Source organism: Janthinobacterium sp. UMAB-60, from assembly GCF_900095235.1.
GTDB lineage: Bacteria > Pseudomonadota > Gammaproteobacteria > Burkholderiales > Burkholderiaceae_D > Janthinobacterium.
In genome coordinates this window covers 310,021-333,399 of the sequence record NZ_LT607483.1, presented here as the reverse complement: position 1 = coordinate 333,399, position 23,379 = coordinate 310,021, and the positions used below count along the sequence as shown (strand labels likewise).

Here is a 23,379-nt window from a genome sequence, read left to right as displayed (position 1 = left end):
GGCGGCACGGAGGCCGCCAGCGGCGCGGGTGCGGGTGCGACCGCCGCTGGCGGGGCAGCCACGGGCAAGGGGGCGGGCACGGCCTGGGCCAGCACGGCTGGCACGACAGCAACGGCCGCAGGCGACGCCGCGTCCGCCTGCCAAGGCTGCCACAGCAACAGTGCGGCAGCCACGGCCACGACGACGCCGCCCAGCGCCAGCCACACGGGCGTGCGCCGCGCAGAAGCGGACGCCGCGCCATCATGCAGCTGCACTTGCGGTGCGTGAATCGACGGCAACTCGCCCAGCTGGCGCTCGGCCTGCGATTTTTTCAATGCTTCAAGTATGTAGGACATCTTATTTCCCCGCCACGATCGCCGTCGCAGCGGGTGCTGCCACGGCAGGAGCTGCGCTGCTCAGGCGCGGCTCCGCGTTGTCACCCAGTTGCCTCAGGCGTATATACGTTTTCGGACCCGCGAGGCCATCGGCCCGCAAGTTCTGGCTCTGCTGGAAAGCTCGCAGCTGGCCTTGCATCTCAGCATCGAGCGGCAGGTTGGCGGCCGGTGCCGGCAAGCCACGCTGCTGCGCCAGGCGCTGCGCCAGCCAATCCACGTCAGCGCCACGCGCGCCCAGCGGCACTTCGTCGCGCCAGCTGCGCGGGGCGCGCCAGAAGGTGGTAAAACTGCCATCGCTGCGCTGCGCCAGCTGGGCCAGGGGCAGGCTTTGTTGCTTGCCATCGAGCATCAAGGTGGCCGTCTCGCCCTGCAAGCGCGTCAGCAACGCCAGCTGTTCCACTCCTTGCCCATCGCGCAAGAGCAGCATGGCGGGAGTATCGAGCACGCGCAGTTCGGCGATGCCGCCCCGGCTGTGCAGACAGCGCAGGCCGGCACGGGCGCCCGCCTGGCAAGCGTCGCCGGCCGGCAACTGCTCGCCCCACAGGGCGGCCAACTGGCGCAGCACGGCGTTGCGGTCCGGCACGCTGGCAAGGACAGGCGCGGCCACCGCTGCGGACGCGGCCGGCACGGATGCGGCCAAGGCCGGTGCCGGTGCAGTGACCGCCGGTACGGGCACGCCAGCGTGCGGCATGAAGTGCCAGGCCAGCGCGGCCGTGATCACGGCACCGGCCAGCACGCCGCCGGCCACGTGCGGCCAGCGCAAGCCCCGTCCGGCAGCCGGCTTGCCCTCTTCCGCAAACACTTCCTCGGCGGCACGGCGCAATATCTGGCGCGTCACCTGCGGCTGGTTTTCCACATAGGCACCCAGCAGCGCGCGGTCGCACAGCAGGTTGATGCGGCGCGGCACTCCCTTGCTCAAGGCATGGATCTGCGCCATCAGGCGCGGCGCGAACGGCGTCTGCGCCGTGCTGCCCGCCACGGCCAGGCGGTGGCGGATATAGCTGGCCGTCTCGTCCGCCGTCAGCGACCCCAGGTGATAACGGGCGATCACGCGCTGCGCCAGCTGCTCCAGCTCGGGCCGGGCCAGCATGGCGCGCAATTCCGGCTGGCCGATCAGGATAATCTGCAGCAACTTGCGCTCGCTCGTTTCCAGGTTGGTCAGCAAACGCAGCTGCTCCAGCACGGCGGCGGACAGGTTTTGCGCTTCGTCAATGATCAGCACATTGTTCTTGCCCTGCGCATGGCTGGCCAGCAAATGCGCATTGATGGCGTCGACATAACCTTTCACGCTGGCCACGCCGGGCGCCACGGCGATGCGGAATTCCTCGCAGATCGACAGCAGCAATTCCTCGACGGACAGTTTCGGATTGAAGATATAGGCGAGCTGGCAATTGTCCGGAATCTGTTCCATGAAGCAGCGGCACACGGTGGTTTTGCCGGCGCCGATTTCTCCCGTCAGCAGCACGAAACCGCCGCCGCTGCCCACGCCATACAGCAGGTGCGCCAGCGCTTCGCGGTGGCGTTCGCTCATGAACAGGTAGCGCGGATCGGGGGCGATCGAGAACGGCGATTGTTTGAGCTGGAAATAATGCGTGTACATGGAGACCCTGCGGATGAAACGATCAAAATGCGCGGCGGCAAGCCGAACCCCTCAGCGGGTGCGGGCGGGCGGCAACGGCTTGTATTTGGCGCAATACACTTTCGCCTTGCTACGGAAGTAGACGATTTTACTGCCAGGCATGGAACCACGGACAGGAAAGGCGGAATTGTCGAGTTTATTGAAACGCAGGCCCGAGGCGCTGCGGATGGCCGGTTCCAGCTTTTCCGGCGTCGAATCGGCTACCACGCCCATGAAGACGAGGGGGCTGGTGTCGTCGCTGACGATCACGTCGGTCACGGGCGCGCCCCACAGGGTGGCGTCCGTGCGGAACCAGTAGGCGCCCCCTTCATGCTTGTAGGCGGGGCCGAAAGCCGTCAGCAGATAGGCATAGAAGGCCTTGTTGTCGATCTGGTCGATGCACAGCACGGCATTGCCCACCACTTGCCCGAACGTGGACGGCGGCGGCTTGGCCTGCGCCAGCACGCCGGACACGGGGACACCGAAGCCCAGCAAGGCGAACGCCGCCAGCAGGGCCGGCGCACGCCAGGGGCGCATCAATGCACGGCGCACGCGCATGATCAGCGCTTGCGCTCTTCTTTCTTGACCTTCTTGGCTTCCTTCTTTTCCTTCATGCTCTTGGCCGGTTCCTTCTTGGCTTCTTTCTTGCTGTCCTGTGCCTTGCTCATCATCTACTCCATGCTTGGGCGAAAATGCCTGGGCCATTATGACACTCCCCCATGAAAATGCCACCCGAAAAGCAAAACGGCCGCACAAGGCGGCCGTTCCAGTCAGGCATCAGCGCCCTATCAGTGCAGGCACAGGCGGCGGCGCGTCTTTTCGATCAGCTCCGCATCGTAGGGATACAGGTTCTCGATAAAGAACAATTCCGTTTCGGCCTCGTCTTCCAGGCACATTTCGATCATGACCGGACCATCGCTTTCGCGGCCCAGGAAATCCTTCGGCCAGCGGTTCTTGCGGTGCGTGCGCATCATTTCCATGCCCAGCTTGGCCAGCGGCGCCGACACGCCGGCGGCCAGCGCCTCTTGCTGCCAGTCGTCCCAGTACTCGCTCTTTGCTGCCTTGTCGTTCATCATGCTCTTCCAACTCAGGTGTAAAAGGCGGACTTTACTCTTCATGGCGCGCCTTGCCAAGCATGCATACAAGCAATAGCGCAACACCAGACATAGACCAGTCTGAAAAAATTGGCATTAAACAAGGCCAATTTCAATACCATTCACGAAACACAAAAATCCCTTTATTAACAAATACTTGCAACCACCACCTCGGGCATGGCGCGGCATCGCACAAAGCATTTGTTAATACCACTTAAATACCTGTTGACAAGCCATCGAGGCGACAATATAGTGCCTTCAGCTTTTTCGCCGCCCGACAAATAAAAAAACGAGACAGGCGCAATCAACCATATGCGGGACTGCACAACATGATCGAATACATAATCGGCGTCGACGGCGGGGGCAGCGGCACCCGCGTACGCCTGGCGCGCCTCGATGGCCAGGAACTGGCGCAGGGACAAAGCGGCCCATCCGGCCTGGGTCTGGGCATCGAACGGGCCTGGACGTCCGTGGCGCATGCCGTCACCCTGGCCTTCCGCGCCGCCGGCCTGGAACAGCCTTCCTTGCAGCGTATGGCCATCGGCCTGGGCCTGGCCGGCGTGCACAACAAGCAGTGGGCCGCCAGCTTTGTCGAACACAATCCCGGCTATGCCTTGGTGGCACTCGAATCGGATGCCCTGACCACCCTGCTGGGCGCGCACGCGGGCCAGCCCGGCGTCATCGTTGCCATCGGCACCGGCAGCGTAGGCGAAGTGCTGCACGCGGACGGCAGCCGCCACGAAGTGGGCGGCTGGGGCTTTCCCTCCGGCGACGAAGCGGGCGGCGCCTGGATCGGCATGCGCGCCATCAACCACGCGCAGCAGGTGGTCGACGGGCGCGTGCCCGGCAGCGCCTTCGCCACGGCCGTCATCGACGCCTGCGGCGGCCAGCGCAACGCCATGCAAGTGTGGCTGGCGGCCGCCAGCCAGACCACGTTCGCGCAACTGGCGCGGCTGGTGCTCGAACATGCGGCCAGCAACGTGGTGGCGCGCACCATCCTGAACGACGCGGGCCAGCAGATCGCCCTCATCGCCAGGGCGCTCGACCCGGCCGGCACCTTGCCCGTGGCCCTGTGCGGCGGCCTGGCGGCGCCCTTGTCGGCCTACCTGCCGGCGGCACTGTTGCAACTGGTCGTGCCGGCACAGGGCGACTCGGCCGCAGGCGGCCTGCGCCTGATCAGCAAGCACTTGCAGGAGCAATGACCATGCTGACCAAACTGTCCGCCTTCAAACCGAATCCCGCCAGCGACACGCCGCTCTACATGCAACTGGCGAACATGCTGTCGGACGGCATCGCCAGCGGCGACTGGCGCGCCAACCAGGCCTTGCCCTCCGAGCGCGTGCTATCGGACATCCTGGAAATCTCGCGCGTCACGGCGCGCAAGGCCATCGACATGCTGTGCGACCGGGGCATGCTGACGCGCAGGCGCGGCTCGGGCACCTACATCACGCCCAAGCTGGAGCAGCCGCTGTCGCGCCTGACGAGCTTTTCGGAAGAATTGCGCCAGCGGGGCTTCACGGCCGGCTCGCGCTGGCTGCAGCGCGATATCGGCGTGGCGGCGCCGCTGGAACTGCTGTCGCTGGGCCTGTCGCCGCACATGCCGGTGGCGCGCTTGCGCCGCCTGCGCACGGCCGACGAAGTGGTGATGGCGATCGAGACGACCACCATCCCCGCGCTGTACATGCCGGACCCGCAGCAGGTCACCGATTCGCTGTACGGCTATCTGGAGTCGCGCGGCACCATCCCGATGCGCGCGCTGCAGCATATCCGCGCCGTCAACGCCACGGCGGAACAGGCCAAGCTGGCCAATATCAAGACGGGTGAAGCCATGCTGCACATCACCCGTGTCAGTTATCTCGACAACGGCGCAGCGGTGGAACTGACCCACTCGTATTGCCGCAGTGATTATTATGAATTCGTAGCGGAGTCGCGCAGATGAGCAGCACTATCAAAGGCAATATCCTTACCCCCGGCGGCTGGATCCACGGCGCCATCGCCTTCGGCGAGCGCGTCGACAGCATCACCGGTGATTCCCTCCACCCGTCAGGCAACAGCGACGATTATATTCTGCCCGGCTTTATCGACCTGCACGTGCACGGCGGCGCCGGCAAGGACATCATGGAAGGCGGCGAAGCCGTCTACACCATCGCGGCCATCCACGCGCGCCACGGCACCACCAGCCTCCTGGCCACCACCATGACGGCGCCGCCGGAAGATATCGACGTGGCCCTGACGGCCATCGGCATCGCCGCCAACCACCGCCGCCCGAACACGGCGCGCGTGCTGGGCGCCCACCTGGAAGGCCCGTACATCAATTCCGGCAAGCTCGGGGCGCAGCCGAACTACGCGCGCGCCGCCACCCTGGCCGAAATCGAGCGCCTGCAAACGCTGGCCAAACTGCGCGTCATCACCGTGGCGCCGGAAATCGCCGGCCACCTGGACCTGGTGCGCGCCCTGGCCGACGCCGGCGTGCGCGTGCAGATCGGCCACACGCTGGGCTCCTATGAGGACGGCGTGGCCGCGCTGGAGCATGGCGCCATGGGCTTTACGCACCTGTTCAACGCCATGAGCGGCCTGCACCACCGCGAGCCGGGCATGGTCGGCGCAGCCCTGGCGCACGCCGAATATGCGGAACTGATCCCCGACCTGCTGCACGTGCACCCGGGCGCCATCAAGGTGGCCCTGCGCGCCATCCCGCGCCTGTACTGCGTCACCGATTCGACCGCCGCCACCGGCATGCCGGACGGCGAATACATGCTGGGCCGCCACGCCGTGCAGAAATGCATGGGCGGCGTGCGCCTGCCCGACGGCACGCTGGCGGGCAGCACCCTGACCCTGGACCAGGCGCTGCGCAACCTGGTGGGACTGGGACTGGACCTGGCCGACGCGTCCAAGCGCGTGTCGACCAATGCCGCTGATTACCTGGGCCTGGAAGAACGCGGCCGGCTGGCCCCCGGCACTTACGCCGATCTGGTGGTACTCGATCGCGATCTCAAACTCAAAGCTGTATATATAGAAGGAGAAATCTGTGACCTCAATGATGCTTAAAGAAGCCATTTCCGCCGCCGAATGCGTCGCCCTGCAACTGGCCAGCGACACGGAACGCTACGCGGAACTGGGCCGCAAATTGAGGAGCACCTCGTTCTCGACCGCGCTGACCATCGCGCGCGGCAGCTCCGACCACGCCTGCAACTACGTCGCCTACCTGATCATGGCGCGCCTGGGGCGTGTCGTCGCCTCGCTGCCGATGTCGCTGGTGACCCTGAACAAATCGCCGCTGGTGACGCGCGATACGCTGGCCATCTCGATTTCGCAATCGGGCCAAAGCCCGGACGTGGTCGAACCGATCCGCTACTTCCGCGACGGCGGCGCCACCACCGTGGCCCTCGTCAACGACATCGATTCGCCGCTGGCGCACGCCGCCGAATGGGCCATGCCCCTGCGCGCCGGCAAGGAACAAAGCGTCGCCGCGACGAAAAGCTTCATCACCAGCCTGGTCGCCGGCGCGCGCATGGTGGCCCAGTGGCAGAACGACCCCGAGCTGCAGGCGGGCCTGGAAGCGTTGCCCGAAGCGCTGCTCGAAGCGACGCGCATCGACTGGTCGCCCGCGATCGATGTGCTGGCACCGGCGCGTAACATCATGGTCGTGGGACGCGGCATCAGCTTCCCCGTGGCGCTGGAAGCGGCGCTGAAATTCAAGGAAACCTCGGCCCTGCAGGCCGAAGCGTTCAGCGGTGCCGAAATCAAGCACGGCCCGATGGCCCTGATCGAAGACGGCTACCCGCTGCTGATTTTCGCCACGCGCGGCCCGACGCAAGCCGGCCTGCTGCAACTGGCAACAGAGATGCGCGGCCGTGGCGCCAAGGTTCTGCTGGCGGCGCCCGCCGACGTGGCCGAGCGCGACCTGACCCTGCCCGTGGCGGCCACGCCAGATCTCGATCCGATCGTCGCCATCCAGTCCTTCTACGTGATGGCGGCGAAACTGTCGGCCGCGCGCGGCATGGACCCGGATGCGCCGCGCCACCTGAGCAAAGTAACAAAAACAAACTAAGCAACAAGTAGTAACTCCCCCCCAAAAGGCAGAGACGGGGGTCGGACCCTGAGGGTCCGACCCCGGCACTTGCGGGGTCAGTCGCCAGGATAATAATAATGATCAAGAGACTGTTGGCAGCATTTGCCTGCGCGGGCCTGCTCGCGCCACAGGCATGGGCTGCCGAGAAAATCGAATTCTGGACCTTCAGCATGAAGCCCAAGTTCACGCCGTATTTCAATGCGGTGGTGGCGCGCTATGAAGCGCAGAATCCCGACATCAAAATCGAATGGATCGACTTCCCATGGGACATCATCCAGACCAAGCTGGTCACGCGCATCGTGGCCGGCACGCCGCCCGCGCTGGTCAGCCTGAACGTGCCCTGGGCCGATGAATTTGCGCGCGACGGCTTGCTCACACAAGTCGATGGCCTGATCGCGCCAGCGCGCGCCAGCTACATTCCCAGCGCCCTGGAAGACTTGCGCTTCAAGGGCCGCACCTATGGCTTCCCCATGTACAGCAATGTCGCGGTGATCGCCTTCAATACCGCCATCTTCAAACAGGCGGGCCTCACGCGCGGCCCCGCCAGCCTCGATGAACAGCTGGCGTTCGCGCGCCAGATCGCGCAACGCACGGGCAAGGCCGGCATCGCCCCCGCCCTCTCTAAAATCGATGGCCTGTTCATGCAGCAGGGCCTGGCCGTCATCACCGATAACCGCGCCGTCTTCAATTCGCCGCGACACGTGGCGCTGGTGCAGAAACTGGCCGACACCTACAAGGTTGGCGGCCTGCTGAAGGAAAGCCTGTTCGCCGAAGATAATTTCCCGGCCGTGATCGACGCCTACAAGGGCGGTCGCCTGGGCATGCTGCTGGCGCCGCCCACGGCCATGCAGCGCATCCGCGGCGATGCGAAAGACATCTACGCCATCACCGACGTGGCGCCCGCGCCACTGGGGCCCACCGGCATCGCCGACGGCGGCTGGCTGGTGCACTTCGCCATCCCGAAAGGCGTGCCGGCGCACCTGCTGCCATCGGTCGGCAAGTTCGCGCGCTTCCTGACGAACGACGCCAACCAGCTCGAATTCGCCAGGCAGGCCAGCGTCTTCCCCACCACGATCAAGGCGGCGGCCGACCCGTTTTTTCTGTCCACGCCGCAGAACGCGGGCGCGGCCGAGAAAGCCGTCGCCGCCGGCGCCCTGTCGATGGGCCACTCGCGCACGCTGTACGTGGCCGGCATCGACGACTACGACGAATTGCGCCGCTCGCTGGTAAAAGCCGTCGAGGCGGGCGTGACGGGCAAGCAGGACGTGAAACAGGCGCTGGACCAGGCCGTCGCCATCTGGAACCGCAAGCTGGCCACCCTGCCGCGCCACTAAGGACACCATGAAACTCGCCCACCGCCACACTCTGCAAGCCTGGCTGTTTCTCGCCCCGGCCCTGCTGCTGCTGGCCGCCTTTTCCTTCTGGCCCGTCGGCTACGGCTCCGTGCTGGCGTTCACCGACTACAGCCTGATACGCGAGACGCGCTTCGTCGGCCTCGACAATTTCCGCTATATCTTCAACAACGAGATGTTCGTCTCGGGCCTGAAGAATTCGCTGATGTTTTTGCTGATGGTGCCCTTCGTGCAAGTGGGCGCCATCGTGCTGGCCGTGCTGGTGAACAACCGCCTGCCCGGCATCCGTTTGTTCCGCGCCGCCTTCTACGTGCCCGTGGTGACCACCGTTTCCGTGGTCGGCATCATGTGGGGCTTCATGTTCCACGAACAGGGCGCCTTGAACTACGTGATGCTGACCCTGAAACTCGTGAACGCGCCCGTGGGCTGGCTGACGAACGACAGCCTGGCCCTGTTCGCCGTCATGTTCGTCACCTTGTGGCGCGGCCTGGGCTGGTACATGGTGATGTACCTGGCGGCGCTGCAGTCGATCCCGTCGGACATGCAGGAAGCGGCCATGCTCGATGGCGCCAACCGCTGGCAGCGCTTCTGGAAAATCACCGTGCCGATGCTGCGCCCCACCATCATGCTGTGCTCCATCCTGTCCGTGCTGGCGGCCCTGAAGGCTTACCAGGAAGTCGACGTGCTGACCCAGGGCGGCCCGATGAACTCGACCTTCACGGCGCTGTATTACGCCTACGACCAGGGCCTCAAACACTTGAAACTGCCGCGCGCGCTGGCCGCCAGTTTCGTCGTCTCGCTGTTCTGCATCGGCATCGCCCTGCTGTGCCTGCGCTATTTGAAACCGAAGCACCGCTGACCATGAAAACCCGTTCCCGCCCCCTGAAAACGCGCCTGCAAATACTGGGCCACTATGCCGTGCTGTGCGCGATCGCCGTCGTCTGCGTCTTCCCGTTCTGGTGGACCCTGGTGACGGCCATTTCCACGGAAGGCAATATCTTCGCCTTCCCGCCCACCTTCTGGCCGAAGGCGCCGTCTTTTGAGAACTTCATCGCAGTGTTCAATGCGATTCCCATCTGGTCGTTCTTCAAGAACTCCGTGCTGATCGCCGTGTTCACCGTGTTCTGGAAACTGCTGCTGTGCTCTTTGGCCGCGTATCCGCTGGCGCGCCTGAAATTCCGTGGCCGCAAACTCGTGTTCGGCCTGATCCTGGCCACGCTGGTGCTGCCGTCGGAGGTGAATTTTCTCGTCAACTTCATCACCATCACGCAAATGAGCCTGGTCGACACCTACACGGGCGTGATCCTGCCCAACGTGGTGACGGCCGTGGCCATTTTGCTGCTCAAGCAGGCGTTCGAGGAAGTGCCGCAAGACCTGATCGACGCGGCGCGCGTGGACGGCGCCTCCGAGTGGGTCATCTTCAGCCGCATCATGCTGCCGCTGATCACGCCATGGCTGGCCACCGTCGGCATCCTGACGGCCGTCGAATCGTGGAATGAATACATCTGGCCCTCCATCGTCATGAGCAAGCCCGATGAATTCCCCCTGTCGGTGGGCGTGCTGTATTTGCGCGGCACGTTCGGCAGCAGCACGCGCGTGATCGCCGCCGGCACCCTGATCACCATCGTTCCGACCTTGCTGGCATTCCTGTTTACCCAGCGCTTCTTCATGCGCGGCATGGACGGCGCCGTCAAATGAGCGCCGCCATCGCCACCGACCTGCGCCGGCTTGCCGGGCAGCTGCTGATGACGGGCATCCCCGGCATCGAACTCGATGCGGCCACGGCGCAATGGCTGCAGGCCAGCGGCGTGCGCGCCGTGTGCCTGCGCGCGGCCAATCTGCGCGATGCGGCGCAGCTGACGCGCCTGAGCGCGGACTTGCGCCGTGCCCTGGGTCCGCAAGCGCTGATCGCCATCGACCCGGCCGGCGTGTCTTCGGCCTATCCGGCATGGCTGCCGCAGCCACCGGGCGCCATGGACCTGTGCGCCCTTGGCGACGCGGAGCTGGCCAACGGCACGGGCGCGGCGACGGCGCGCGGCTTGCGCGCACTGGGCATCAACTGGCTGCTGGCGCCCCTGATCAATCTCGACACCGGCGCGGCGCAGGCGTTTGGCGGCGATCCGGCACAAGCGGCCGCCATGGCGCAAGCCTGGACGGCGGGCTGCCAGGCCGAGGGCGTGGCGTGCTGCGCCAGGCTGTACCTGCCGCGGCACGGCGCCGGCGGCCAGCTCCGCAGCGTCGACAAGACCCGCTCGCAGCTGGAAGAACACGATTTCGTGCCGTTTCGCCAGGCCGCCACGCGGACGGCCTCGATGATGGGCGCGCACGTGGCCTATCCAGCCCTCGACGCAAGCCAGCCCGCCAACCTGTCGCCCGCGGTGATGCATGGCTTGCTGCGCCAGCAGTGGAGCTATGGCGGCGTGCTGCTCACGCCCGGCATCGACGCGCAAGGCGCGCACGTCGGCGCGCGCGCCCTGCTCGCCGGCGCCGACATGGCGCTGCTGGCCGATGCCGCGCAGTTGCCGGCCGCGCTGGACGACGTGAGCGCCGCGCTGGCCTCTGGCGCCCTGCCGCTGCAAGCGGTGGGCGCGCGGCTGCAGCGCCTGGCGGCCATGGCCGCACGCTACCCGGCCGCCAGCGGCGTGTACGCGCAGGAGGCGGCCGACCGCATCATCATGGCCGAGGCCAGGCGACGCTGCCAGTGAGCGCCGCCCTTGCCACCGAATCAAACCGCACTTTCAAGACGACCCGAGGAAGCATCCATGACCGACAAGACCAGCAGCAGCAACCGTAGCCAGGGCGGCGTCCGCAGCCCGATTTCGTGGGTGCCCACCTTGTACTTCGCCCAGGGCCTGCCATTTTACGCGGTCGCGCTGGTGGCCGGCCTGATGTTCAAGAGCATGGGCGTGCCGAACGACCAGATCGCCCGCTGGACGGGCCTGATCGGCTTTGCCTGGGTCTTCAAGTCGCTGTGGAGCCCCTTCCTGGAGCTGGCGTCGAGCAAGAAGACCATGGTGGTGCTGTTCCAGTTCCTTGGCGGCCTGAGCCTGGGCCTGATCGCGCTGGCGCTGCAAACGCCGCTGTGGTTCGCCGCCTGCATCGCCGTGCTGTTCGTCGCCGCGCTGGCCTCGTCGACGCACGACATCGTCTGCGACGGCCTGTACATCGCCAGCCTGTCCGACAAGCAGCAGGCGGCCTACGCGGGCTGGCAGGGCGCCTTCTTCAATGCGGGCAAATTCATCTCGCTGGGCGGCCTGGTGATCCTGGCCGGTTACCTGGAAAAAAATATCGGCGTCAAGCCTGCCTGGTCGGTCATCTTCCTGATCATCGGCGCCATGATGCTGTCGCTGGCCGCGTACCACCTGTGGGCGCTGCCGCAGGTGCGCAATGCGGCCGTGGCCGACAAGAGCGTGGCAGGCATCAGCCGCACCCTGTGGGACGTGCTGGTGGACTTCCTGAAAAAACCGGGCATCTGGGGCATGATCGCCTTCATCATCCTGTTCCGCGCCGGCGAGGCGCAAGTGCAGACCATCGGCCCGCTGTTCCTGCGCGAAGCGCGCGAGCTGGGCGGCCTGGGCCTGTCGACGACGGAAGTGGGCGCCGTGTACGGCACGGCCGGCACTGTGGCCTTTTTGCTGGGCAGCATAGGCGGCGGCTACTTCACGTCGTGGCTGGGCCTGAAGCGCGCCATGTTCTTCCTGATCCTGGCCATGAATTTGCCGAACCTGGTGTTCTATTACCTGAGCCACAGCATGCCCACCGACCTGACCCTGATCACGGCCGCACTGAGCGTGGAAATGTTCGGCTATGGCTTCGGCTTCGTCGGCCTGATCCTGTTCATGATGCAGGTGGTCTCCGTCGGCAAGTACCAGACGGCCCACTATGCGTTCGCCACGGGCGTGATGCAGTTGGGCTTCGTGCTGTTCAAGATGATCAGCGGCGACATCCAGACGGCGCTCGGCTACAAGACCTTTTTCCTGTGGGTGCTGGTGTCGGCCGTGCCCGTATTGATCCTGTCGCGCTTCATGCGCATCGGCCCGAAGGATACCTCCGACCCATCTGATGCCGGCGCCACTTCCGCGCCGGCCAGCGCCAGCTAGGAATCACTCACCCCATGGCACATATCGTTTTAAAGAATATCGTCAAGCTGTACGACGACAAGCACCCGGTCATCCACGGCATCGACCTCGATATCCGCGACGGTGAATTCGTCGTCTTCGTGGGGCCGTCCGGTTGCGGCAAATCGACCCTGCTGCGCATGATCGCCGGGCTGGAAGACATCACGGACGGCGAGCTGCATATCGGCGGCAAGCTGGCCAACGACATCGCGCCGGCCGAGCGGGGCCTGGCCATGGTCTTCCAGAGCTATGCCCTGTATCCGCACATGACGGTGTACGAGAACATGGCGTTCGCCCTCAGCCTGGCCGGGCACAAGAAGGCGGAGGTGCGCGCCGCCGTCGAGCGCGCGGCCGAGATCCTGCAGATCACGCCTTTGCTCAAACGCAAACCGAAGGACCTGTCGGGCGGCCAGCGCCAGCGCGTGGCCATCGGCCGCGCCATCGTGCGCAAACCCAAGGTCTTCCTGTTCGACGAGCCGCTGTCGAACCTCGACGCCTCGCTGCGCGTGCAGATGCGCGTGGAGATTTCGCGCCTGCACCAGGAACTCAAAACCACCATGATCTACGTCACGCACGACCAGGTCGAGGCCATGACCCTGGGCGAGCGCATCGTCGTCTTCAACGGCGGGCGCATCGAGCAGGTGGGCAGTCCGCACGCGCTATATAACCATCCCGGCAACCTGTTCGTGGCCGGCTTCCTGGGCGCGCCGAAGATGAACTTCATCGCCTGCGAGGCCGTCGCCTGCGGCCCCGGTTCGGTGGCCGTGCGCCTGCCCGGCGGCGCCGTGATCGAAGTCGAGGCGCACGGTGACGCCGTGGCGCCGGGCGAGCAGCTGACCCTGGGCGTGCGCGCCGAGCATGTCAGCCTGCAGCACAGGGAGACAGAGAACAACAACGTGATCGATGCCAGTGTCAGCCATGTCGAATACCTGGGCGACGTGGCCATCGTTTACGCCAGCATGCCGGGCGTAAACGACATGCTGGCCGTCAAGCTGCCGGCCGAGGATGGCGTGCGCCGGGCGGGCGACGCCATGCGCCTGCATTTGCCGCCGCAGCGCTGCCTGCTGTTCGATGCCGCAGGGCAAGCACTGGCGCGCACGTTTGCCGCACCCGCTCAGCCGTTTATGTGACAATAGCCGCTCTGTATCATGCCGTTTCTGTTTGTCTTATGCAGGCAGACTGGCGGAAATGTATTTTTTCGAGCTTCCCTGCCCCTTTGCGAGGCTGCTGCGCGATGTTGCGGCTGCCACTGCAGGTGCGTATTTTTGTTATTGATTGAAGGATAACCCATGTCCCAATTCCGTCTTGCCCGTCTCAGCCTGATCCTGGCCGCCATCGGCCTGAACGTCCTGCCAACACTGTCGCACGCGCAGGATGCCAAGCCAGCCGCTACCGCCGGTGCGCCCGCCGCCGTGCCCGCAGACACGGTACGTCCTGAAGTATTCAAACTGCTCGATCCGACCGCCGTAAAAGCCTCGATGGATGCGAAAAACTACGCCGACGTGCAAAGCCGCATCGACCAGGCCGCCGCCATTCCCGCCCTGACGCCCTACGAATTGTTCGTGCTGAACCGCCTGCGCGTGGCGCTGGCTTCCACCACCAACAATGCGGCCATGGCCATGACGGCACTGGAAGCGGTGATCGAATCGGGCAAGCTGGACAAGAAAGCCCAGGGCGACTTCATCCAGGCGCTGGCGAACTACCACTACAACGCCAAGGATTATCCGAACGCCATCAAGTGGTTCACCCGTTACCAAACGGAAACAGGCGACGTGGCCACCGTGCGTCCCTACATCATCCGCGCCTACTACTTCAGCAACGATTTCGCGCGCGCGAAACAGGAACTGATGGCCGACCTGACGGCCAAGCAGCAGGCGGGCAAGACGCCGACCCTCGAAGAACTGCAATTGCTGGCCAATACGGGCTCGAAAAGCAAGGACCCGGCCACCTACCTGGTCGCCATGGAAAACCTGGTGCGCTACTACCCGTCGGATGACTACTGGAGCGATTTGCTGAGCCGCACGCAAGGCAAGGCCGGCTATTCGGACCGCTTCGCACTCGACGTGCTGCGCCTGCAATTCAAGGCCGTGGGCACCATGCCACCGCAAGATTACAGCGACATGGCTGAAATCGCCTTGCAGAACGCCTTCCCGACGGAAGCGAAAAAAGTCCTCGACGCGGGCTTTGCCAAAGGTGTGCTGGGCACGGGTGCGAATGCCGCCAAGCACAAGAAACTGCGCGATCAAGCCAACAAGGCTGCCGCCGACGATGCGAAAAACATCGCCAGCGGCGAAGCCTCGGCCATGAAGAGCAAGGATGGCACGGGCTTGATCAACCTCGGTTACGCCTTCGTGACGATGGACCAGTTCGACAAAGGTATCGACCTGATCCAGAAAGGCATCGCCAAGGGCGGCTTGAAGCGTCCTGAAGACGCCAAACTGCGCCTCGGCTATTCCTACGCCATGGCCGGCAAGAAAGATGAAGCCATCAAGGTCCTGGAAACGGTCAAGGGCGGCGACGGCGTGGGCGACCTGGCCCGCTACTGGATCCTGTGGCTGAACCGTCCTGCCACGGCAGCGGCGGCACCGGCAGCAGCGGCGCAGTAATTCCTGCTCCCGCACCATGCGCAAAGCGGTTCCCGGCTCAGGCCGGGGCTGCTTTTTTTTCGACCTTTTCTCATCCTTCCATGCCGCCATCGACCTCCCCCGCCGAACGCCTGATCAGCCTGGACGCCTTCCGCGGCTGCGTGATCGTCACCATGATCTGGGTCAACTACCTGGCCGGCATGCCAGGCATTGCCTTCTGGCTCGAACATGCGGGACCGCGCGCCGATGGCATCAGCGTGCCCGACCTGGTCTTTCCCGGCTTTCTGTTCATGGTGGGCATGGCCATACCGCTGGCCTTGCAGCGCCATTGCGGCCACGTCACGCCAGCCTTGCTGGGGCGTTTGCTGTGGCGCTCCGCCAGCCTGATGCTGGCCGGCGTGGTGCTGGCGAATGCCTACCGCTACGATGCGCAGGCGGCGCTGCTGCCGCAGGCCGTGTACTTGCTTCTGTTTTATATGGCCATGATGCTGCTGTGGCGCCAGGGCGCGGGCAAGCTGGAACTGGCCGCCGGCGGCGTGCTGATGTTGTTCCTGCTGGCGACGTTCCGCGGCGAATTAAATAGCGAGTTTTCCAGCACCTGGCTGCAACCGTCATGGTGGGGCATCCTCGGCATGATAGGCTGGTCTTATCTGCTGTGCAGCTTGCTGTACCTGGCGTGCCGGGGCAGCGGCACGGCGCTGATGGGCATGTTTGCCCTGCTGCTCGTGCTGTACATGGGCGGCACGGCGGGCAGTCTCGATTTCCTGCCGGCAGGCATCAATGCCATCGTCAATGTGCCGCAAGTGCTCGGTTCGACGGCGGCCAACGTGCTGGCCGGCACCCTGGTGGGCCAGCTGTTCCTGCGCGACGCGGCCCTGAGCCATGGGCAGCGCATCCGTTTCATGGCGTGGTTCGCGCTGGGCCTGCTGGCGGCCGGCCTGCTGCTGCGGCCGTATCACCACATCAACAAGATCGCGGCGACGGAATCGTATACCCTGGTCTGCAGCGCCCTCATCCTGGCCCTGTTCCTCGTGTTTTACATCGTCATCGATGTGTGGCGCTGGCGCGCCTGGGCGGTGCTGCTGTTGCCCGCCGGCACCAATGCCCTGTTCGCCTACATCGTGCCCGACCTGTGGCAGCAACTGGCGGCCGTGCTGCACCTGCCGCGCTTCTGGTGGCCCTACCTGGAGACGGGCGGCGCGGCCGGCCTGTGGAATGCCGCCGCCGTCACCGCCCTGATGCTGCTCTTCACCGCGCTGGCCACGCGTTACGGCCTGAAGCTGAAGTTCTAGCGCTAGACCTTGATATAAATCTTGCGCTTGTCCATGGCGTAGGCGATCAGCCAGCACAGCAGCATGAAGCTGACGGCAAACAGCAGCGAACCCACGCGCGCCGGCGCCCAGCCTGTAAACCACTGCTGGTACAGCCACTGGTACAGGTTGACGCTGCCGATGCGCACGGTAAACGCGATGATCACCAGCACTTCCGACACCAGGTAGATGAACAGGGTGTTCTTGCCGAAGACTTCAAAAAAATACGTCCAGCCCGTGATCTTGCGCACGTCGATGATGAACATCAGCAGCGCCAGCAGCAGCAAGTCCAGGCCGATGCCCAGCATCACGTAAGAGCTGGTCCACAGCTTCTTGTTGATCGGAAACACCTCGTTCCAGCACAGGGCCACGGCCACGCAGATGACGCCGGCCACGGCCAGTTGAAGCAAGCTGGAGCGCAGCCGTGCCGGCGTCGCCTGGCGCAAAAAGCTGCCCGCCAGATAGCCGGCAATCACATTGACGATGGCCGGCAAGGTGCCGAGCACGCCTTCCGGGTCGAAGGCGAGGCCTTCGCCGTGATACAGATGATTGTCGCCGAGCAGGAACAGATCGAGCTTGGCCGGCGCGTTGCCGTGCAGCGTATAGTCGCCCCAGGTCGCGAGGATGGCCCAGTAGCCGAGCAAGGCGCAGGCGCAAAAGACCAGCGCGCCCCGTGTCTTCCAGTAATGCAGGATCAGGGCGGCGGCCAGGTAGCACACGGCGATGCGCTGCAGCACGCCGGGGATGCGCGTGTGCGACAGCGGCGACCAGGCGAACTGGCCCGCATCATCGAGCTTGAAGAAGGGGAACCAGTACAGCAGAAAGCCCAGCAGAAAGATCAGCGCGCTGCGCTGGCACAGCTTGGCCAGCACGGCGCCATGGCCCAGGTGCTCATATTTGCCCAGCGCAAAGGCCAGCGCATTGCCGACGACAAACAAAAAGCTGGGAAAGACCAGGTCCGTCAGCGTAAAACCATGCCATTCGGCATGCAGGAACGGCGCATACACGCTGCCCCAGTCACCGGGTGTATTGACGACGATCATCAGGGCCACGGTCAGGCCGCGCAGGACGTCGAGGGCGAGGTAGCGCTGGTTCATGGCTGCGCCCCTTTCAGGATGGGCGCCAGGGCCGTGCCCAGCACCTGCTGCGCATCGCCGCTCAATTCCCAGAACATGCCGCCGCGCAAACCCTTGTCGCGGATATAGCGCACTTTATGGGCCACCGACTGCGCATCTTCATAGCTGATGAAGACGCCGCTGTCGCGGTTGTACAGATACGGTACTTGCGACGCGGCATTCCAATGGCGCTGGAAGCCGCGCGCGCCCTTGCCATCGACCAGGTAGCCTTGCTCCAGCAGATGCCGGTAAGTGAAGGTCGGCGTGGCGTCATTGCCGCTGGCCGCGCCCTGGCACGCCTGGTACAGGCCATCGCCATGGGGACCGGCGGCGCACTGCTTCCAGCCATAGCCATAGAAGGGCACGCCCAGCACCAGCTTGGCGGCAGGCACGCCGGCGCGCAGGAAGCGCGTCACGGTGGCGTCCGCATACAAATGTTTGTCGCGCTGCGGATCGGCCGGGTCGGCATACAGGGGTGCCAGTTGGCCATTTTCGGCATCCCACACGCCGCGGTAGTCATACGTCATCAGGTTGATCCAGTCCAGCTGCGCCGCCAGGCGGACGATCCAGCCCGGCGCGGCGTCGCTGTCATCGCTCAGGCTGGCATGCGCGCCAGCGGCGATGGTGATCAGGTAATGGCGGCCAGCCGCCTGCTTGCCAGCCTGGTCAAAGGCGCTGCGCAGTTCGGTGGCCAGGCGCACATAGTTTTCCTTGTCGTCGCCGCGATGACAGACTTTGCCTTCGATACAGGGAATGCCCCCCGTGGCCGGATGTTCCCAGTCGATATCGACGCCATCGAGGCCATGCCGGCGCACCAGTTCCAGCGCGGAAGCGATGAATGCCTGGCGCGCGGCCGGCGTGGCGGCCACGTCCGAAAAGCGGTTCGACCAGATCCAGCCGCCCACCGACAGCAGGACGCGCAGCCGTGGATGACTTTGCTTGAGCGCATTAAGCTTGCGCAAGTTGTCGGCATCGGCTTGCGGCGCCGGCAGCACAATGCTGCCATTGGCCGGCCGGGACGGCTGGCCCTGCGCATCCAGGCAGGCGCTCACGCCACCGCCCTCGGGCGCCGGGTTGCCATGTTCGCCATCCCAGCAAATGTCGGCGAACGCGTACTGGATCAGGCTGACATTGCCAGCGCGAATATTGTGCTCGTTAACGGGAAAATCGGCCGATTTCCAGCCGGGATAATACGCCACCACTTCCGGCGCGAAGGTCGGCGCGGCAGGAGCGGCAGAGGCGGCCAGTGGCAGCGCGCAGGCGAAGCAAGCCAGCATTGCGTGTAATGTCATCGGAGGTATCCCACCATATAAAGAAAACCATCTTGCAATAAAAAAATGGCGGAGCCAGCTGCGCTCCGCCATTGTCATGCCATCCCGGGTGTCCGCCGGGAGGCATTAACCAAGTAAAACGTCTTACATCTTGCCGCGCAGGCCAAAGAATACCTGGCGGCCGTTCTTGTAGAACGCGCGCGGCTGGTCTTTGGTCGACGCATACGACTTCAACAGCGGATCGTTCAAGTCCTTGCCTTCCAGCGACAGGGTCAGGAACTCGTTGATGTTGTAGTTGATGGAAGCCGAAACGGTGCCGACATCATCCTGGTAAATGGCGCTCTTGCGATCCAGGCCATTCAGGAAGGCGGAACGGAAGCTGTAGTTCAGGCGCGCACTCCATTTGGCGTTTTCAAAGAAGCCCGACAGGTTGTACGAGTTCTTCGACGTGCCGACCATATCGCAGTTGCCTTCATCGGCGCAAGCCGATTTTGGCGCCGCTTGCGTTTCCTTGCCGTCAGCATAGGTGTAGTTGGCGCTGAAGCCGAAACCATTGCTCAGGTCCTGGGTGTACTGCAGTTCCACGCCACGCACGCGCGCCTTGGTATTGATGGCGGCGCTCATGTTGTAGTCGGTTACGCGACCGAGAGTTGCGTTGTAGAACTTCGTCACCGACGAACCGTAGGTGACATACGAACCCAGTTTCATCTGATACAGGTTCACCGCGATCAGCGACTTCGGCATGAAGTACCATTCCACGCCCGCATCGACGTTGTTCGACATGATCGGCTTCAGGTTCGGATTGCCGCCGGAACCGGACATCGTCAAGTCGTTCAGGCTCAAGGCACCCAGGGCACCAAAGTCAGGACGCGCCATGGTGCGGCTGGCCGCGCCGCGCAGCACGACATTCTTCGCCAGGTCCGTGCGCAAGTTCACGCTCGGCAGGAAGTTGTTGTAGGTATTCGAGCTGAGGGTCGGTTTCCACACGTCGTTCGGCGATGCATTCGCCACATCGATCTGGGTCTTGACATAACGCACGCCGAAGTTACCTTGCACGTCGGCAAAGTTCAGGTCACCCATGACGTAGGCGGCATTGGCCTTTTCCGTCATCTGGAATTCGCTCTGGTAAGCATGCTTGCTGAACGTCGCGTACTTGTCGCCCCACTCCTTCATCGAGGAACCGCTGAAGGTCCAGGGGTTCTGCAGCACGTTAGGCAACGGACTGGTCGGATAGCTCGTCAAGCCTTTCGGCACATTTTCCAGCAGGCCGGCGGCCTCCGGATAGGCACCTGCGAGCCAGGTCAGGGAACGGTCATGCTTGGCGGTGCGCAGGCCAAAACGGATGGTCGGCACGGCATCCCATACGGTGCTGTAGGCGCCGTCGACCTGGCCATAGTTTTCCTTGTCGCGCGTGGTGACGTCCGTTGCCCAACCGGAGAAGAACGGGGCACCGGTGCGCGGATTCAACGTCGCGGCATTGTCGATGACGACATTGGCCGGCGCATCGATGCCATGCGTGGTCAGACTGCTGCCCGAATAGGCCAACCAGCCTTCATACGCGTAGTCGCGGGCATGGCCCGTACCGCGCGTGGTACCAACCTGGCCAGTAAACTTCAGATTGGCGTTGGCGCGGTACTTGAAGTTAAAGTCGACAAATTTCGAATCGCTGTAAGAGCCTGGACGGGCAATGATGTCTTGCACCGAAGCGCCCATGGCCGAGCAATCGGCGACCGGGCACTTCGACGGGAAGGCGATCGACGTAATCGTGTTGCCCTTGAGCGTGTACGACGACGGGATGGCGCCGCCCACATTGCTCCAGTTATTCGTCAGGACTTGATACGGCGCCAGCATGAAGTTGGTATTGACGTTGTCCGCATCGAGGCGGGTATAGAAACCGTTGACGTTGAAGCTCAGGTCGTTCGACACCTTGTATTCGATGTCCAGCGAGCCGCCCTTGCGCTCGCGCTTTTGCTCGAACAGCGAGGAACCCGTCAGGAGGGACAGGTACTTGCCCTCGATGCCAGGATTGGCGGCAATCCAGGCTTTCGCATTCGAGTTGTCGAGTTTTTCCCACCACAGGAATTCCTGGCCCTGACGACGCAAGGTGCGTTTCTCATCAAACACCTGCAGCAAGATGCCCAGGTCGTTGGCTTCGTTTTTCCAGTTGATCAAGCCGCTGACTTGCACGTCGGTTTTCTTGGACGATTCCGTGTAAGCGCCTTCGATCGAACCCATCAGTGTCAAATTCTTCTTGAAACTCAAGGGCTTGCGGGTTTCGATATTGACATTGCCGGCGGCGCCGCCTTCGATCAGGTCGGCTTGCGAACTCTTGTGCACAGTCACGCGACCGATCAGCTCGGACGGGAACATGGAGTAGCTGACGCTGCGGCCACCGCCCGTGATATTCGAGATATACCAGTCGCCGCTCGACACGGTGTGACCGTTGAGGGTGGTCAAGGTCAGATTCGATGGCGTGCCTTTCAGGCTGACGCGGTCATTGTCGCCAAAGCCACCTTCGGAACCGCCCGCCGTGGCGACGGACACGCCAGGGATACGCTGCAGCGAATCGGCAACGCTCTTGTCCGGCATCTTGCCCACGTCTTCAGCCGTGATGACTTCGACCAGGGAGTCGGAATTACGCTTTTGATTGAGCGACTGGGCCATTGCGGCGCGCACGCCGGTTACCACCACAACACTTGAATCCGGCTGTACTGCTTCCTGCGCCTGGGCGGCAAAACTCGCACCCAGTACCATCAACCCCACGGCTGCCGCGATAGGCGTCAGTCGCGTTACACCGCTAGCTGTCAAATTGCGTTTCATGTACTCCCCCTTGATTTAGGCTCCAGGATTGGAACCTTTTCATTTTTAACGTAGGTCTTCTTTCCAGCCCGCCCACTCTCGCCGGCATGCTGCAGACCCTTCGGTACAACCACTTACAAAACCAATTCAACGCCAATATACTACTATCCAATACCAGAACACTACCAGTTGCAACTTTTTTTTTATAACGTTGTTTGAATCACACAGACCACTTCAGCTGAATCAATCCGTAGCCCGTATGAGCGGGGTAAATACCAGCGAGGCCAGGCATAAATTGCCGGCCTGATAATTCAAATTGGTTTTATAACGGTCTTTTTTGGTATTATCCAGCGACACAAAACAGATACAGAGCGCGTCTGCAACGCGCCGTAACGGAGACCTTCAGCGTATGACAACCCTGGCTCACATCATGCAAGGCCTGGGGCAGACGAGTAGCCTGCCCCTGTACCAGCAACTGCAGCGCGCACTGCGCGAAGCGATCGACAAGCGCATCCTTGGCCCCGAGGAAGCCCTGCCGGCAGAGCGCCAGCTGGCCAGCGACCTGTCCGTCTCGCGCATCACCGTGCGCAAGGCCATCGATGGCCTCGTCAACGAGGGCTTGCTGGTGCGGCGCCCCGGCTCGGGCAATTTCATCAATACGCGCATCGAGAAGAATTTCGCCAAGCTGACCTCGTTTTCCGAGGACATGCGCGCGCGCGGGCGCACGCCCCGCAGCGTGTGGCTCAAGCGCGCGGAGGGCACCGTCACGCCGGAAGAGGCCTTGCGCCTGCGGCTGTCGCCGGGCGCGCCCGTGTACCGCTTTCACCGCATCCGCTATGCGGACGAGATACCGATGTGCCTGGAGTACGCGACCATCGTCGCCAGTTGCCTGCCGGCGCTCGACGCCGTCGACGTGTCCATGTATGACGCGCTGGAACTGGCGGGCAACCGGCCCGTGCGCGCCTTGCAGCGCCTCAGCGCCTTGTTGTTGACGGGGGAACAGGCCAGCCTGCTGCAGGCGGAGGAAGGCGACGCCGGTTTGTCGGTCGAAAGACTGGGCTTTTTGCGCGATGGCCGCGCCGTGGAATTTTGCCGCTCCTACTTCCGCGGCGATATGTATGACTTCGTGGCCGAATTAAGTACCAATTAATACCAGCCGCCCGAATTAATCAATACCAGATAACACCACTTATTGCAGTGCAATATATATGCCGGCACCGCGCCGATATATTGCACCGGCATGGTGAATTAATCGGCGGCGATTAGGGGGCCTGCGTACGGAGAATATAAAAGGGGCCGTGCAATGCGGTTTTGCGCATTGCAGCAAAACCTGACATTTTCCCTCAGGCAGAAGGCGCGGCGCGGTGCCCCACGCACAGCAGGATCACGCCCAGCGCCACGCACAGCCAGCCGAACAGCGGCCCCAGCCAGCCGGCCCAGGTTGCCACAGGCAGCGCCGCCGGCAGTGGCGCCAGCAAGGTGCTGCCCGGCATGGCGCTGCTGGCCCGTTCCGCCAGCACCCGTCCATACGCATCGCTGACCGTCAACATACCCTCGCGCGCCGCGCGCAGCACGGCATAACCGTTTTCCACGCCGCGCACGACGGTCATGCGCGCGCCCATCCAGGCATCGAGCTGGAAATCCCAGGCCGGCACCAGCATCGCCTGCGCC

General features: G+C 63.7%; 20 protein-coding genes and 1 pseudogene. 13 read left to right on the top strand and 8 right to left on the bottom strand.

All coding sequences use genetic code 11. The features are described from left to right. From K0F86_RS27350 to K0F86_RS04760, 4 genes and pseudogenes are all read right to left on the bottom strand, one after another. Positions 1-335: pseudogene (locus tag K0F86_RS27350) on the bottom strand (hypothetical protein); the annotation flags it as partial. A 1-nt stretch (position 336) separates the two neighbouring features. After that, entirely contained in the window at positions 337-1,974 is a 1,638-nt protein-coding gene (locus K0F86_RS04770; protein WP_219133214.1) for an AAA family ATPase, read from the bottom strand. A gap of 51 nt (positions 1,975-2,025) precedes the next feature. Further along, a complete protein-coding gene (locus tag K0F86_RS04765; RefSeq protein WP_219133213.1) occupies positions 2,026-2,550 on the bottom strand; it encodes a hypothetical protein in 525 nt (174 codons plus the stop codon). A 230-nt stretch (positions 2,551-2,780) separates the two neighbouring features. Further along, on the bottom strand, positions 2,781-3,068 hold the full coding sequence (locus K0F86_RS04760) for a hypothetical protein (RefSeq protein ID WP_225243407.1): 288 nt from the start codon (positions 3,066-3,068) through the stop codon (positions 2,781-2,783). A 347-nt stretch (positions 3,069-3,415) separates the two neighbouring features. Here K0F86_RS04760 and K0F86_RS04755 point away from each other — a divergent pair, with 347 nt between their 5' ends. The 12 genes from K0F86_RS04755 (at position 3,416) to K0F86_RS04700 (ending at position 16,505) form a co-directional block, all read left to right on the top strand. Further along, entirely contained in the window at positions 3,416-4,288 is an 873-nt protein-coding gene (locus K0F86_RS04755; RefSeq protein ID WP_219133212.1) for a BadF/BadG/BcrA/BcrD ATPase family protein, read from the top strand. Positions 4,289-4,290: 2 nt separating this feature from the next. Further along, entirely contained in the window at positions 4,291-5,025 is a 735-nt protein-coding gene (locus tag K0F86_RS04750; RefSeq protein ID WP_219133211.1) for a GntR family transcriptional regulator, read from the top strand. Beyond that, positions 5,022-6,134, top strand: a complete 1,113-nt coding sequence (gene nagA, locus K0F86_RS04745; protein WP_219133210.1) for an N-acetylglucosamine-6-phosphate deacetylase — start codon at positions 5,022-5,024, stop codon at positions 6,132-6,134. The genes K0F86_RS04750 and nagA overlap by 4 nt, the downstream gene beginning before the upstream one ends. Further along, on the top strand, positions 6,124-7,137 hold the full coding sequence (locus K0F86_RS04740) for an SIS domain-containing protein (protein WP_096234196.1): 1,014 nt from the start codon (positions 6,124-6,126) through the stop codon (positions 7,135-7,137). The genes nagA and K0F86_RS04740 overlap by 11 nt, the downstream gene beginning before the upstream one ends. 98 nt (positions 7,138-7,235) lie before the next feature. After that, positions 7,236-8,492, top strand: a complete 1,257-nt coding sequence (locus K0F86_RS04735; protein ID WP_219133209.1) for an ABC transporter substrate-binding protein — start codon at positions 7,236-7,238, stop codon at positions 8,490-8,492. A gap of 7 nt (positions 8,493-8,499) precedes the next feature. Then, positions 8,500-9,369 (top strand): carbohydrate ABC transporter permease, encoded by an 870-nt coding sequence (locus K0F86_RS04730; RefSeq protein WP_219133208.1) that lies wholly within the window; start codon positions 8,500-8,502, stop codon positions 9,367-9,369. 2 nt (positions 9,370-9,371) lie between these two features. Then, on the top strand, positions 9,372-10,208 hold the full coding sequence (locus K0F86_RS04725) for a carbohydrate ABC transporter permease (RefSeq protein ID WP_219133207.1): 837 nt from the start codon (positions 9,372-9,374) through the stop codon (positions 10,206-10,208). Continuing rightward, the gene (locus tag K0F86_RS04720; RefSeq protein WP_219133206.1) at positions 10,205-11,215 is read left to right on the top strand and encodes a glycoside hydrolase family 3 N-terminal domain-containing protein; all 1,011 of its coding nucleotides are present in this window, start codon (positions 10,205-10,207) and stop codon (positions 11,213-11,215) included. Before K0F86_RS04725 ends, K0F86_RS04720 begins: the two co-directional genes overlap by 4 nt. Before the next feature lie 57 nt (positions 11,216-11,272). Then, positions 11,273-12,610, top strand: a complete 1,338-nt coding sequence (locus tag K0F86_RS04715) for an MFS transporter (RefSeq protein ID WP_219133205.1) — start codon at positions 11,273-11,275, stop codon at positions 12,608-12,610. 14 nt (positions 12,611-12,624) lie between these two features. Continuing rightward, a complete protein-coding gene (locus tag K0F86_RS04710) occupies positions 12,625-13,758 on the top strand; it encodes an ABC transporter ATP-binding protein (protein ID WP_219133204.1) in 1,134 nt (377 codons plus the stop codon). Between the two features lie 159 nt (positions 13,759-13,917). Beyond that, positions 13,918-15,234, top strand: a complete 1,317-nt coding sequence (locus tag K0F86_RS04705; protein ID WP_219133203.1) for a hypothetical protein — start codon at positions 13,918-13,920, stop codon at positions 15,232-15,234. An 80-nt stretch (positions 15,235-15,314) separates the two neighbouring features. Continuing rightward, a complete protein-coding gene (locus tag K0F86_RS04700; protein ID WP_219133202.1) occupies positions 15,315-16,505 on the top strand; it encodes a DUF5009 domain-containing protein in 1,191 nt (396 codons plus the stop codon). A 2-nt stretch (positions 16,506-16,507) separates the two neighbouring features. Here K0F86_RS04700 and K0F86_RS04695 read toward each other — a convergent pair whose 3' ends face one another. From K0F86_RS04695 to K0F86_RS04685, 3 genes are all read right to left on the bottom strand, one after another. Further along, positions 16,508-17,620, bottom strand: coding sequence for an acyltransferase family protein (locus tag K0F86_RS04695; RefSeq protein ID WP_219133201.1), 1,113 nt, complete (start codon positions 17,618-17,620; stop codon positions 16,508-16,510). Next, complete coding sequence (locus K0F86_RS04690; protein ID WP_219133200.1) at positions 17,617-18,930, bottom strand: glycoside hydrolase family 18 protein; 1,314 nt, start codon at positions 18,928-18,930, stop codon at positions 17,617-17,619. Before K0F86_RS04690 ends, K0F86_RS04695 begins: the two co-directional genes overlap by 4 nt. A gap of 123 nt (positions 18,931-19,053) precedes the next feature. Continuing rightward, complete coding sequence (locus K0F86_RS04685; protein WP_257572004.1) at positions 19,054-21,663, bottom strand: TonB-dependent receptor; 2,610 nt, start codon at positions 21,661-21,663, stop codon at positions 19,054-19,056. 454 nt (positions 21,664-22,117) lie between these two features. On the opposite strand from K0F86_RS04685, the gene K0F86_RS04680 reads away from it, so the two are divergent. Further along, positions 22,118-22,858, top strand: coding sequence for a GntR family transcriptional regulator (locus tag K0F86_RS04680; protein WP_219133198.1), 741 nt, complete (start codon positions 22,118-22,120; stop codon positions 22,856-22,858). A 193-nt stretch (positions 22,859-23,051) separates the two neighbouring features. Here the strand turns inward: K0F86_RS04680 and K0F86_RS04675 are convergent. Further along, the coding region (locus K0F86_RS04675) for a hypothetical protein (protein ID WP_219133197.1) at positions 23,052-23,379 on the bottom strand (328 nt) is incomplete at its 5' end.